This is a genomic window from Arsenicibacter sp. R0_47, assembly GCF_057652235.1.
In genome coordinates, this window is record NZ_JBYFCJ010000008.1 from 72,375 (window position 1) to 86,719 (window position 14,345).

10 protein-coding genes are annotated in these 14,345 nt (G+C 52.4%); 5 read left to right on the plus strand and 5 right to left on the minus strand.

The window, feature by feature from the left end; translation table 11 throughout:
* The first annotated feature begins 33 nt into the window (after positions 1-33).
* The 5 genes from AC23NW_RS16095 to AC23NW_RS16115 all read left to right on the plus strand — a co-directional run bounded on the left by AC23NW_RS16095 (position 34) and on the right by AC23NW_RS16115 (position 6,007).
* Positions 34-744, plus strand: coding sequence for a hypothetical protein (locus AC23NW_RS16095; RefSeq protein ID WP_487450658.1), 711 nt, complete (start codon positions 34-36; stop codon positions 742-744).
* A gap of 161 nt (positions 745-905) precedes the next feature.
* The gene (locus tag AC23NW_RS16100) at positions 906-1,619 is read left to right on the plus strand and encodes a hypothetical protein (RefSeq protein WP_487450659.1); all 714 of its coding nucleotides are present in this window, start codon (positions 906-908) and stop codon (positions 1,617-1,619) included.
* Between the two features lie 28 nt (positions 1,620-1,647).
* Positions 1,648-3,690, plus strand: coding sequence for an SGNH/GDSL hydrolase family protein (locus AC23NW_RS16105; RefSeq protein ID WP_487450660.1), 2,043 nt, complete (start codon positions 1,648-1,650; stop codon positions 3,688-3,690).
* A 70-nt stretch (positions 3,691-3,760) separates the two neighbouring features.
* Entirely contained in the window at positions 3,761-4,876 is a 1,116-nt protein-coding gene (locus AC23NW_RS16110) for a hypothetical protein (protein WP_487450661.1), read from the plus strand.
* 213 nt (positions 4,877-5,089) lie between these two features.
* Positions 5,090-6,007 (plus strand): polysaccharide deacetylase family protein, encoded by a 918-nt coding sequence (locus AC23NW_RS16115; RefSeq protein ID WP_487450662.1) that lies wholly within the window; start codon positions 5,090-5,092, stop codon positions 6,005-6,007.
* A gap of 58 nt (positions 6,008-6,065) precedes the next feature.
* On the opposite strand, the gene AC23NW_RS16120 is transcribed toward AC23NW_RS16115, so the two are convergent.
* From AC23NW_RS16120 to AC23NW_RS16140, 5 genes are all read right to left on the minus strand, one after another.
* On the minus strand, positions 6,066-7,712 hold the full coding sequence (locus AC23NW_RS16120; RefSeq protein WP_487450663.1) for a RagB/SusD family nutrient uptake outer membrane protein: 1,647 nt from the start codon (positions 7,710-7,712) through the stop codon (positions 6,066-6,068).
* A gap of 21 nt (positions 7,713-7,733) precedes the next feature.
* Complete coding sequence (locus AC23NW_RS16125) at positions 7,734-11,048, minus strand: TonB-dependent receptor (protein ID WP_487450664.1); 3,315 nt, start codon at positions 11,046-11,048, stop codon at positions 7,734-7,736.
* Between the two features lie 40 nt (positions 11,049-11,088).
* Positions 11,089-12,129 carry a FecR family protein gene (locus AC23NW_RS16130; RefSeq protein ID WP_487450665.1) on the minus strand — a complete coding sequence of 347 codons (1,041 nt, stop codon included), beginning with the start codon at positions 12,127-12,129 and terminating at the stop codon, positions 11,089-11,091.
* 103 nt (positions 12,130-12,232) lie between these two features.
* Positions 12,233-12,826 carry an RNA polymerase sigma factor gene (locus tag AC23NW_RS16135; RefSeq protein WP_487450666.1) on the minus strand — a complete coding sequence of 198 codons (594 nt, stop codon included), beginning with the start codon at positions 12,824-12,826 and terminating at the stop codon, positions 12,233-12,235.
* A gap of 90 nt (positions 12,827-12,916) precedes the next feature.
* Entirely contained in the window at positions 12,917-14,332 is a 1,416-nt protein-coding gene (locus AC23NW_RS16140; protein WP_487450667.1) for a RagB/SusD family nutrient uptake outer membrane protein, read from the minus strand.
* Positions 14,333-14,345 lie beyond the last annotated feature (13 nt).

Consider the following 14,345-nt stretch of genomic DNA (forward strand, 5'->3'; position numbering starts at 1 on the left):
GTATCTCCGCTGAAAAGGACCCAATTTTGGTCCATGATTCAGCCCGTTCCAATCTCCGGTCAATTAACCAGTCAGCTCTACCGGCTGGCCGGCATCCTGTGCTGCTGGCTTCTTCTGCAACCGGTCTGGCTCCGGGCCGGTAACGGGCAGATCCGGCAGCTGACCATGCTCGATGCCCGCGAACTGGATAAAGTCTGGGCAACGTTCCCGGCCGATGCGTCAGGTAGTGGGTTAACCGCCGGTATCCAGCGCAAAGGATTTTCCCGGCAATCCGGGGCCGAAGCCGCCTGGGGATTCAGAGGGGTTGACGGGCAGGGAATTCCGTTGTTTATGGGTGTGTGGCTGTTTGAACCCATGACCGAAAAAGGATCGGCTTCGGCAGCGATCATCTGGATTCAGCAGAACCGGCGTCAGTATAAAGCTTTTCTGACCTTTCCGGAGAATATGGCCGGCCTGCAACAGGCGCAGGAATGGGTTATAAATAACCGGGGCGAACTTGCGCAGGCTACCGGCTGGCATATGTGTTTTAAAAACCGGCTGACGGCTGGCAGCTGCGAAACAACCTGTGAAACCAGAACGGCCAATACGTTTTGCTATCCGAATGCCTTTTTTGAATTCTATACATTTCAGGGTAAGTCCAGGATGTTTAACCTGCGGGCCTATCTCGACTGTATGGTTGCCCGTTGCGGTGATCAGGCAGCCTGTATGCTGATGCTCGCCCTCGACTGCGGGGTAACCTCGTAACCTGATCAGAGCAGAAAAACCGGCACAGTCCGGTTATTACGTGAGCGGGTAAACAACCAATATCACTGGCGTATATAGGGCATCGTTAGTGAGCGGGATTGCTGTGCCCGATGCTGATTCGATTAGTTTCCTGTTTCCCATATCTTAAACCAATTTCAACTATGTTACGGACAATGTTAATGCTGATGCTGGTCTGCGGGCTGGCGGTGAATGCTATTGCTCAAGGCGAACTGGTTAGCCAGAAAGTATTTTCACCCGACGAAATGACGAAACTCTGGGAAAAGTTCGGCGGTGATGAAGACTGGAAACTGCTGACCGGGGAGGTCAGAGGCCGTAAGTTTAAACGGTATGAAGTAAAGGAAGGATCATGGGGGTTCTCGGGTACTGTGGTTGACGAGAAAGGAAAAAAAGTGCCGGTGATGTTCTGCGCCTATGACTTCTATAACCCGAATGAAAAGGAAGGGCAGGGCTGCTCAATGGTCTGGCGGCAGGTGGGTGATCAGATTTACAAGGCTTATCTGGTTTTTCCGGTGGGCGAAAAGTCAATGGATAAGGCCTTGCTGCTGTCGGAAGAATGGTTTTCATCGGGGGGTAAAATTCAGAAAGCCCACAGCTTCGGCCGCTGTTTCCGGAACTGTATCGGTGGGAATACTGCCAGTGTAGTGCTGGAAGGGCCGTTCGGGTTTAAAACACGCGTCAAAGCCGACTGTAAAAACAGCTGCCTGGCGGGCGTAGCCATTTGCGGGGGCGTGACGGCCATATTATCGGTAGCTTCCGGCGGGCTTGGCGTCCCGGCTACGATTGCCGTTTTCTTTGGCTGTGCCGGCGTGGCCTGTGCGCCCTGCTTCGCCGCCTGTGCGCTTGGATGTATGTAGGGCTGCCACTAATTAAACGCTATCAATCATGAAAAAATGGATCTGGCTGCTGCTGATGGCAGCCATACAGCCCCTCTTTGCCCAGTTGCCCCAGCAACCGCAGGTGCAGGTTGACCCACGTTTACAGGAAATTGCTAACCCTACCCTGGCCGCTACAACAACACCGGAAGGGGTAATCGGAGAGCGGAAACTATCGGCGACCTTCCGGAAGAAGCTAAGCCTGAACAACGCGGCACTCCAGCCCCAAACGGTTTATCTGTACTATAGTGTAACCGAAACCGGTTCGATCCGCGAGAAACTCAATCCAACGGAAGCCCGTTCACGGCAGGACCTCGGCGTAACACAGGCGCAACTTGTCAATGGCCGGTGGGAGGTAATTCTGCCGCACTCGGGTAACCGGAATGGCGCTATCGGCAGTACGGTGATAGAGGCAAGGGGAGGGCAGAAAGTGATTTATCGCTGGTATGTGGCCACCAGCAACACCGATTCGGATCTGACGGCGACAGAGAGTTTTACCATGCCGAGGCCAATGAATATCGCCGTCATCGGCGATTCCTATTCGTCAGGGGAGGGGGCTCCGGCGCCGGGTACCCTGTGGCAGCTGCCGGGTTGTCATCGCTCGCTGAATTCAGGAGAGTACAAGGCCGTACAGCAGTTTGTGGGGGCCAATCCGCACGTGGCCGTTATCTATGAGCCGTTTTTTGTGAGCTGTTCCGGAGCGGCTACCTGGCATATTATCAGCGACAATTATACACCTGGCTTCTGCGATCAGAACGGCAATCTGGTGAATAACACCGAGCCTGCCCAGTTCCGTCAGCTACAAACGGTTTTTGAACAGGCCGGTAAATTTAAAGGCGACATTCAGGGTAAAATTGATGCGGTAGTGGTTTCCATAGGCGGTAATGATGTTGGTTTCGGCAAAGCAGTTGAAGAAGCATTTAAAGGCGGGCTGGCCCCCAATATTGCCCGGTATACCGAAAACCTGAATAATACCCTGCCTGCGAGCTATGACGAATTACGCCGCTTTCTGGATAATCAGTGTATCCGGTACGTTTTCAGTACCGAATATCCTGATCCGACGCTGAACGAATCGGGTAGTTACTGCGGGTTGCCACAGAATATTTTTGTGTTTGCAATTTTTACCCTGCTCGAATCGTCGATTCAGACCGAGCAGAACGTTGCCGAGAGCATGTGCCGCGCCGGTGAAGCCATTGTCAGTTTCTTTGCCGGCGATAACAACCGCGACGACTGTGCGGCTTCGGGGCTGTTCGACAGTCCGAATTATGACTACCTGGTCAATTACCTGCGCTGTAATACCCTGAATAGTGTGAGTACGGGCTTATCGGCAGCGGAGATCATGGGCAACGGGTTTATTGAGTTCATCCAGGCGATTCAGGCATCGGGCGGTGATCTGGACCGTTTCCTGAGGCAAATCGAAGGCTGTATTCCGGCCAATGGCTCCCCCTCGTCGGCGCATGTCTTTTCAACCCTGTTTGCGACCCAGGCTGATTTCAAAGCCGCAAAGGAAGGTTTTCTGGTCCCGATGAACCGGATGGTGGCCGACAAAATAGCGTCCTACCGCTCCAGCGGTTTTCCCGACTGGCATTTTGTGTCCGGTTCCATGAATGCCAGCCGGTTAAACGGGATGTGTGTTTGCGACGGAAACAGCCGCTACTTTAATTCAATTTTTGCGGCCTATGAACAGCAGGGCAATATTCACGGAACCATGCACATGAACACGCGCGGTCAGGCGGCAGTCTACCAGCCACTGGTGTTTAGCAAGCTGACGCAGGTGCTGACCTACGATGCCCGCAAGAACATGGCTACCGCAACCTGCCAGACCATGCCTGCCTTACCGCCGGTGAGCGTCAGGTTTAAAACAGCGTTCGAGAAATCAGGCCGGATCAGTCAGGATATCAAACTGAGCCAGGAGGCGCGGTTCAGGGCATTGTATGAGCGGGTGATTCCGGTGGCAGATATCATCAAGCGAAAACTGGACCCTAAGGTGTATGCCAATCAGTTTGTAAACAAGCAGTTTGAGGCGATGCGCAACAAACGACTGAACCGTTAACGATTCTTTTTATTCCTCCATTCACCCGGTCCGATGCCTGTCATCGGCCGGGTTAACGCTGTTGTTCACGATGAGAACCCTATGCCTGACATTTTTTTTAGTCCTTGCCGGCTTATCCGCCCTTGCCCAGGAGGGCCTGCCTGTGGCTAATGGGGCCAGTAAACCCCTCGAATTTCAGATACCGGTTTCTGCCGCTTTTGATTTGCTGGGCGTAAATCCGTCGACGGTGATGCGGCCCGGCAATATCCGTGATTTTAAGGTCGACTGGTCGTTTCAGTCCTACCGGCTGCGGCCCAACCTGGCCATTCAGGCGCAACCGGTCTGGGAGCTGTTTTACAACCGTACAAATCTGCGCAAATACCAGCGGGCGACAACGTTTATGAAAATGCTGTCGACGCTGGACATCTCGGCCGGTACCATTGAACAGCAGACCGGCGATAATACCTTTGACCGGCGGCTGGCCATGGCCGGAAAAATTACCCTGTTTCGCAGCAAAGATCCGCTCGACGACGAAGATCTGTTCCGCGAATCGACGGAGATATACTACCAGCAGCGTGACCGGCTGCAGCTCGACCGGAAGGTCTGGCTGGACTCCCTGCGGAATCTGCCGCCGGTCAGTGAAAATCTGAAGCAACGCGATTTTATCATTACCCAGCTGAACGGCACCGACCAACTGATTGATGATCTGGACAAACGTCAAAAGGCAAAAATCAATGAGCTGTCAACGCTCTTTGTGAAGCAGCACTGGAATGCGTCGTTTCTGGATGTGGCCTACGGGCGGGCCTACACGTTTGCCAATCCGGGTCTCGATAGCCTGAATCTGTCCACCGACGGCTGGTCGGTCTGGGCAAACGGATGTGTCGGTATCGGCCGCCGGTTCCTGATTTCGGGCCTGATCCGGTACACGGAGTTTTCGCAGCTAACACGGCAAAACCGCCTTCAGCAGCAATTGACCGCTGGTGTCAACATCCGGTATGGTAGCCCGAAATTCAATTTTTTTGCCGAGGCGATTCAGCAGGCAAACGAAAAACTGACGCTTTCCCAGCAGTTTACGATTGCCTATGGCGGCGACTGGCGGTTCAGCCGGAATGTGATGCTGAGCTATGCCGTCCGGACGATTTATAACCGGCCGGTGGTCCTTAAGAATCTGGTGCCGGTAGTCAGTATTTCGTGCATGATGCGGTAAGGGGGTAATTGATGCCTTGTATGCAGAAATTCAGGTGCTGTTCTGTACGAAAACCATAAACTTACCGTAATGTTGCAGCCCGGAACCGGTAGAAAAGCGTTTTCCGGAAAGAAGCAAGGTATGGTTTGGCAATGGGTGGGTTTTACTAACAGATATATACAGGCAGCAATCCGTAAGGTTCTGATAAGTAGCTGGCTGCTGTGTGCAGGCAGTATGCCGGCCCGGGCGCAGCTGGCAGGGTATACGGTTTTTTACGGCGTGACAACGCAGAAGCCAACACAGGTGTCGCTTCGGAAATGGGCGTTTCAGGGACGATCCATGTACCTGCTGGTGAATCCGCAGACCATGAATACCTCGGTGGCAGCACTTCCCGACAATGCCGTACGGCGGGCAACGCCGGCATCGCTGCAACAGCAGTTTGGCCGGACTGCCTATGTCAAAGCTTTGGCGGTTGAAAAAGCGCGGGACAGCAATTTGCAGGATGCCGGTATCGAACGCGCCGATACAACTGAACGGGGGTTCAGTCTGACCATTGACCTTTGCCCTTCGACCAAGCCTCTAACACGGTCGGTGTTTGAAAACCTGATTGCTGCTTTCGGGGCCGAGGAAAAACCAATTCCGGTAACGATTACGGTGTCGGGCCTCTGGATGAACAGCCACCATGATGATCTGGCATATTTGAAATCGCTGTCGGCAAGGGGCGATCTGGACATTACCTGGGTAAATCATTCGTATCATCACCGGTTTGATCCCAAACGCCCGCTGCCTGTCAATTTCCTGCTGGAGCCGAACACGGATATTGCCGGAGAGGTACTGCTTAATGAACAGACGATGTTACAGAACGGGCTTGTGCCGTCGGTTTTTTTCCGCTTCCCAGGTCTCGTATCCGATAAATTGGTCTTCGACCGTATTCTGGATTTCGGGCTGCTACCGATTGGCAGCGATGCGTGGCTGGCCAAAGGACAGCAACCCAAACAGGGCAGTCTGGTACTGATTCACGCCAATGGCAATGAACCGGTCGGGATCAATGATTTTATCCAGCTGATCCGGCAAAAGTCAGCCTCGATCAGAAACAAACAGTGGTTGCTGTATGAACTGCCGGCAAGTGTGGTGAAAAGTGAAGGAAACTAAAAAAGGCACAACACTGCATTACTGCCCGTTGTGCCCCCACCTTTAGCCTGATTGTTACTTATTGATAACCAGCATTCTGGGTAAAATCTGTCTTATTCGTCACCGCATCCAACTGCGTTTGTGGAATCGGTCGGACGGTATGATAGTCCTGCAGGTTGACTGCATTATCCGGAGCGTACGCTTTGATTCGCTCGATCAGCTTACCGGTTCGTTTCAGATCGAACCACCGGATTTGTTCTCCCGCCAGCTCACGCGCCCGTTCGTCGAGGATAAAATCGAGCGTAACCTGATCGGCTTTGATCTGCATGGCGGCCGTCTTGCCGGTTTTGGCGGCCCGTGTCCGGATCACATTGATGTAATCGGCAGCAGCCTGTAAATTGCCTAGTTTTAACTGCGCTTCGGCGGCAATCAGATAGACTTCTGCCAGCCGGATCACAAACACATCACGGGCGCTCTGGGCTTCATTAAGGCTGGCCCGGGTCGGATCCATGAATTTTGACAGGGACGGATACCGGAGGTTGTCCTTTACGGTGCCATTGGCGTTGTAAATTTTACTACGGTCGTAGGTCTGGTATTTGCGGGTAGCTTCGAACGCATCCGGAATTTCCTTACGCGTACAATACACCGCTGTATCGCCCGGGTTCATACCTGCAGGACGGGAGGTTGAGTTTGCCAGCCAAACCTGGTTAAACGATCCTTCATACCGCGCGTCCTCATCGGCATACAAATCCAGCAGAAAACGGGTCGGCATGTAGCGGTTAAACGGTCGCCCGTTCAGGATGTCGCGGGTCATGCCCGGCCGGTCGTCGTATTTCATAATGAACAGCAAATGCCCGTTATTGCTACCACGGCCGTGGCCGTATGGGTTCGACGTACTGTTTGCTAAGTCGTTGATGGCCAGATTCGTCGAATAATCCACCACATAGATTGCCTCTTTGGTTTTAAGATTACTCATTTTCCAGAGGTCGGCATAGTTAGCTTCCAGCTTATACCCGTAATTACCCGTCAGAACTGCCTGCGCCGTCTCGAGTGCTTCCTTGTTCATATTCCGCGTCAGATACATCCGGGCCAGAAATGACTGGGCAGCTCCTTTAGTGGCCCGGCCGTATTGCTGTGTCACGGGCAGGTTCGCCGCCGCAAACTTGAGGTCTTCAAAAATCTGGTTATAGATCGTTTCGACCGGGGTTTTGTTGGCCGTAGAAATAATGCCGTTTGTTTCCTGCGTAGTAAAGTGGGTTGGTCCCCAGCTCTCCACAATATGCCAGTAATAAAAGGCCCGCAGAAACCGCAGTTCTCCCTCACGGACAGGTCGTTGCGTGGCGCTAAGACCGGCGCCCGCAATCCGGTTGATTCCGGCGTTACACAAATTAATTGCCGCATAAAACTCGCGCCATTCACTAGCCAGGGCACCGTTGTTTCCCTGAAGGTTCAGGTACTGGGTCAGGTCGCGGTATACTTCACCGGCGCCGCTGGTCCAGATGTCCGTGCCGGTTTCGGCAATGTTGTAGCCTTCTTCCTTACCATACCACCAGCGCTGGTAGGAGTAGGCCGCATTAACGAGGGTTTCGAAGCCTTCAGGCGTTGTGTAGACCGATTCAGCTGTCAGCCCGCTCGGGTTATATTCCTTTAAAACGTTATCACAGGCGGTGAAAGACAGGGCCAGTAGCATCAGGGTACCTGCTTTCCGGATAAATTTTTTGTTCATGATGATCAGAAACGTCAAGGGTTACAGATTCAGGTTAAGGCCAACTACATACAACTTCGTCATCGGGAAGTTTTCCGAACCGCCGCGCTCAGGGTCATAGTTGAGCTTCGAGAACGTAAACAGGTTTTTACCGGTCGCATAAATCCGGATATTGCGGATTGTTTTTGAGCGGATCAGGCTGCCTGGCAGGGTATAGCCCAGACTTACGTTCCGGATGCGGGCATAGGAACCGTTCTGATACCCAAGCGTCGACAGGTACTTCAGGCCACCGTTTTTATTCGGGCGCGGGTAGGCGTTGGTCGGGTTTTCCGGTGTCCAGTAGTCCAGCCCGGTAGTGCTGTTGCCCACACCCTGTGTATCGAAACGGGCATAGCGGTCGGCATTAATCATCTGACCGACGCGGGCAAACAGGAATACATTCAGATCTAAGCCTTTGAATTTGAAGGTATTGTCGAACCCACCGCTCCATTTTGGCCGTGGCGTACCCAGGATGACCCGGTCGTTGACGGCATCAATTTTACCATCGCCGTTCTGATCTTTTACCTTGATTTCGCCCGGCAGCTGGGTAGGTGATAGTTTTGCGGCAGCATCTGCCTCGTTTGTCTGCCAGATACCTTGTTTTTCGTAGTCATAATACACACTGATCGGGTTGCCGATAAACCAGCCGTTACCGATGTCGTTGCCACCCGTTACCAGTTCGGTGATTTGTTCACGGTTGCGGGTAAAGGTGATATTGCTGCTCCACGAGAAGTTCTGCGTGCGGACGTTGGTTGTGCTAAGCGCCACTTCAAGGCCACGGTTACGGGTTTTGCCGATGTTTTGCTTCACCGTTGTTACGCCCGTTGTTGGTGGCAGGCCACGGTCGAGGAGCAGGTTAGAGGTACGGGTGTCGTAATAATCGACAGAGGCATTGACGCGGCCGTTGAACAGACCGAAGTCCACACCGATGTTTTGGGTAGCTGACAGTTCCCAACCCAGTTCGGCGTTGCCGACATTGCGGGAGAACGTGTAGGCCGGCAGGGGCACATCATCGAACCCGAAAGCAACCCGCGTCAGCGTTGACTGGGTAGCGTATGGCCCCGAGGGGTCATTACCGGCGATACCGTAGCTCAGACGAAGTTTCAGGTCACTCAGGCCGCGTGCCTGCTGCATAAATTTCTCTTCAATAATCCGCCATGCAAACGCTGCCGACGGGAAGAACGTCCATTTATTACCTTCCGCCAGTTTTGAGGAGCCGTCTTCACGGGCCGTCAGTGTCAGCAGATAACGGTCATTATAGGCATAGTTCAGGCGACCGGCCACGGATACCAGGCTGTTTTTCGAATAGGCCGAGTTAATTTTGATTTCTTCCGTTGCGCTGCCCAGGGAGTAAAACAATTGCGAAGGCAGGAGCTGGTTGACGCCTGACGCCGAGGCATTGTCAGACGAGTTTTTGATATAACTACCCACACCCGTCAGTGTCAGATTATGCTTGCCGAACGTGCGCTGGTAGGTAATAACGTTTTCCCAGTTAATGCTCCGGCCATTGCTGGCGGAATACGTCGATAACGATTTGCCGGTAAGCGAGCGGTCAATTGAACGGGGTGATGCATAAGACCCGTCCCGTGAGTTACCAAGGTTAACCCCCAGTGTACTCCGGACCGTCATGCCTTTAACGGGCGTCAGTTCCAGATAGCCGTTAGTCAGAATACGGGTAGTAAGCACCGAGTTCTGAAATACGTTCGGTTGCTCGTCCGAAAGCGGGTTGGCGGTCTGTCCGTCCAGCATGATGTAGTTAAAGTTGCCGTTTGCGTCGTAGAGCTTACCTAACGGGCTGATTTTGTTTGCCTGGTTCAGCGGATCGCGGCGTACACTCTGGTCATAATACGTCAGCTGACTCTGCATCCCTACTTTCATCCAGTCGTTAACGGTATAGTCTACGTTCAGGCGGCCTGTATAACGCTTCAGCTCATCCAGTTTCAGGATGCCTTTTTCATTGAAATAATCAACCGAGACATAGGATTTCAATCGTTCGGTGCCGGCACGGAAGCCAACCTGGTAGTCCTGCTGGAACCCGTTGTGAATCAGTGCATCCTGATAGTCGGTCCACTCGTTGTTCTGGAGGGCTTGATATTCAGCTACATTTGTAAAAATAAGCGGATCATCGGCCGGGCTTTTCCAGACACCGGCGGCCCGCCATGCTTCCCGTCTCAGATCGCGGTAGCCATTGATGTCCATGGCTTTCGGGTACATCGTTACCTGCGAAATGCCGGCATAGGTGTTGAACGAAATGTCCGGTTTGCCGGTGCGGCCCTTCTTCGTTGTGATCAGGATAACGCCGTTTGCACCCCGTGAACCGTAAATGGCAATCGATGAGGCATCTTTCAGAACTTCCATTGACTCAATGTCATTGGCGTTGATGTCCTCCAGATTACTGTACTGAATGCCGTCCACAATGATCAGCGGTGAGTTGTTGCCGCCAATTGACCGGTTGCCACGGATAGTGATGTTAACACGGGCACCCGCCTGACCGCTGGAACGAACGATGTCGGCCCCGGCGATTTTACCCTGCGCCGCCTCCAGCACGTTGGCCGTCGGCACTTCTTTCAGCTGCTCGCTTTTCAGCTGTACGACGGAACCGGTCAGGTCTTTTTTACGGACAGCTCCGTAGCCGATCACAACCACTTCCTCCAGCGAACTGATGTCCGGTGACAGTTTAACACTCACGGTTGCCTTTTTGCCAACCACGACATCCTGACTCTGATACCCGACAAAGGAAAACGTCAATGTTACATTGTCGCCGTCCGGGATCGAAAGCTTGTATTGCCCGTTGGCATCCGTCGATGCGCCGCGATTGGTCCCTTTTACGATGACACTGACACCCGGCATGCCGACACCCTTTTCATCAGAAACGGTACCCGTAATGGTGTGATCGATAGCAGGACCGGTCGTGACACTGGCTTCATTGGTGTTGTCGGCCCAGGTTTCGCTGACGGTGTCGAGCACAATCTGACCACCCAGCATCCGGTAGGTCAGTTTCAGGGGTTTCAATAGTTCATCCAGCACCTCATGCAGTCGTTTGTTGCTGACCGCGAGTGTCACCTGCCGGTCGGCACCGATTGTCCGGGCACTGTACACAAACCGGCTTTCGGTTTGCTGTTCAATCAGGTTGAGTACGGTACGAAGTCGTTGTTTTTCGACTTTCAGTGTCACCGGCCGGCTCAATAATTCCTGAGCAGACGCGGCAACCGACAAGGCTGGATTCATGCATAAGAGCATGAACAACAAACAAATACTTAGAAACGAAGCCCGGTTCCGGATCGGATGGTCGGTATCAGCAGTAGTTTTTTGTTTCATGAAAGTAAGCGTTTAGTATAGATTGGTAAATGACAACAGATTAATTCGCGCATCCCTTTCCGCTGAAAAGGATGGTGGTTCCGCGTACCTCATACGTCATGTGCAGGGCGGCGCAGATCAGATCAAGCTGGGTATACATGGGTTGACCGGCCAGATTTGCCGTTAACTGACACTCGTTAAGCGCATCGGTTTCAACCTCGATAGCAATGCCATAGGCCTGCTCAAGCTGGTGGATTACGTCGGAAAGCGGGGTATCGTAATAGTGAAATGAAACGGAGGTTTTTTCTTCTTTGGGTATACTGATCAGCTTTGGCGCATCGACCAGGCCGGTAACAAAATGCGCTTCCTGTTCGTAGAAGGTTACGCGCTGATTCGGGGTCAGAATAACGCCGTCAGCTTGCTGCGCTTTTCTGGTTTGCCGGTAAACGGCGACTTTGCCCGTCACAACATCGACCCGGACCTGCTTATCCGGTCCCGATGAACGGATAAAAAAGCTGGTGCCGAGAACTTTGGTGATGACCGTACCGGTATGAACCAGGAAAGGTCTGTCCGGCATGCGTTTGACGGAGAAGAAGGCATCGCCGGTCAGGATTACTGTGCGCCGGTCTGCCGCAAAATGTGTTGGTATGCGGATTGAACTATTGGGGGCCAGATCAACCACAGTACCCTCTTCCAGAACCACATGGCGGGTTTGTTTACCGGTATTGGTATAGGCTGACCAGCCGCTGCCGACTGTGGTGTTTATGCCGGAAAGCGGGCCGGCAACTTTTTCAGCGGGCTGAAAGCGGTAAATAAGCCACCCACTGATCAGCAGCAGTGAAGCGGCCGCCACCAGCCAGCGAACCTGCCTTGTGTATAGTGGCCGCAGGGTGGCGGGTTGATTGGCATCGCGGAGGGCGCGCCGTTGGTCAATCTCTGCCCAGATGCGGTCTTCTATCGCCTGCGGATTAGCTTCCAGGGCGGCTTTGTCCCGCTCAATATCCAGCATGGCGAACCAATGTTCGACAAATGATTTTTCTTCCGGAGTACATTCTCCGTTCAGGTATTTCTGTAGTAGACGGCTAAAACGTTCCCGACTCATCGGCCATTTGTGGAGTTATACTTCCTAAGCCAAAAAGACAGGGATCAAACCGCAATAATTTTTATTAATTCTTAAAAAGATTATATAGAAAGATATGCGATCACTAATTATTATTGAAAAAATTATATAACTTTTGAGTCAGACATATAACCAGAAACTCACGGAGCAAAACTTTCAGCGAGCGGATAGCGAGGTGCAGATGATACTCAACCGTACGTTGTGGCAGATTTAGCTGGCTGGACACTTCCTTTACCGATTTGTATTCGATCCGGTTCAGCCGGAAAACCTGCCGTGTTTTTTCGGGAAGTTCGTTGAGCGCAACCTCCATACGAATGATGAGGTCATCCAGGTCAACCTGTTCATCCGTCGCATTGACTGACGCAGAGGAATAGCGCAGGGAATGGTCCAGAAATTTATCATGGACCATCAGTGTTTTGATGTGGTTAATTACCGAGTAGCGGATAGCAGTTGTCAGGTAGGCTTCCAAGTGATTGATTCTGGCGGTTGCGCGGCGTTCCCAGAGGTTCAGAAATACATCCTGTACCAGTTCCTCTACCACCGCTACCGATTCAAGCTTCCGGCAGGCAAGGTAATAGAGTTTTTTCCAGTAACGCTGATAGATTTCCCGGAACGCCTGTTCATCGTTGTTCCGGAGCTCGACGAGCAGCAACTCATCGGTTAACGCATTATACCGCATGGAAAAATGAACGTTTTCGTGTTGACAGCTAAGCAGAGAATGAGTGAAAGAGCCAGCCACTCAATCACTCATTCATAAATCACTCCATTATTAATAGCCCGCGTTCTGGGTGATCGCGCTGTTTTGCGTACGCACAATCTGTGGAATCGGCCAGAGCAGTTTATTCTGATTTATGGCCTTTCCTTTTGCCGTTAGGACGGTAACGGCGCGGTTCGTACGCTTCAGATCATACCAGCGTTGGAACTCGATGGCCAGTTCAACGCGGCGTTCATGTTCAATGGCCAGCTCCAGCGTGGTATATTTGGAAGAGGGGTAGGCCGCATCACCGAACTTAGGCAGTTTGGCCCGTGTCCGTACCAGATTCAGGTAGGTGGCATCGCCGGTTGCTTCCGACAGCATCAACAGGACATCGGCATACCGAAGGACCATGAAATTGTTATTCGACAGCGGGTTTCCGCCCACCTGTGTGGCTTTGGTATCGGTCCATTTAACCGGGTATTTCTGGGCGATAAACGTACCGGCATTATTGTAGCCGGGGGCAATCGACAGGTCACGGCGCGGGTCGCCGGTCTCGTATTCGTTCCATAAGTCGTCGGTTACCTGATTCATTCCGCCCCCGTAAAAACCGAGGAAGTTGTTATTCGGGTAGAAACTTTGGTAGTAGCGGCTATAGGGGGCAGAAGCGTTACCCCCCAGAAACTGAATTTCGAAAACAGACTCTTTCGTGTTTTTCACACCCGGTCCCCAGAGGTCGCTGTAGTTCGCCAGTAAGCTGTATTGGTTACTGTTATACACTTCCTTCAGCACGTTAGCCGCCGCGGTTTTGTCGCCCAAAGTCAGGTATACTTTACCAAGCAGTGTCTGCGCTGCTCCTTTCGAGGCACGTCCCGGAATGGTGATTGCCGATGCCAGCGGCAGCTTTTCGGCCGCAAATAAAAGATCCTTTTTGATCTGATCATACACTGCCGCCTGCGGTGACCGGAGCACGGCATAGCTTTCTTCACCGGTAAGCGGGGTCGTCACGAGCGGTACATCGCCCCAGAGCTGGACCATGTTGTAGTAGTATAGCCCCCGCAGGAACATCATCTGTGCTTTTACGCCGTCCTTATAAGCAGCGTCTAGACTGGCGCCTTCGATTTTGTTAAGCACGATGTTGGCGTTGAAAATAGCCTTGTAGAAGTCCTGCCAGAATTGATAAATCATCGTATTGGCTGTGGCAAGGCTGTAATCCTTGAACTGCCATTTATCGGCCTGAATACCGGAGATGTTAAACATGATGGCGTTATCGCTCATCTGCTCATTCGCATACGAAACGGCGCCTTCGGGGTTATATACGGCATAGAGCGACGCATAGGCCGCGTTTACCGCCAGCTCAAAATCGTCTTTTGTTTTAAAATTGTCGGCAGTCGGGTTTGACAGGGGTTTTAGCTCCAGAAACGACTCTTTGCAACTGCTGGCCAGTACCCCGACCAGACAAAAAGTTAAAATGTATTTGAACGTTTTCATGTTGTAGCAGAAA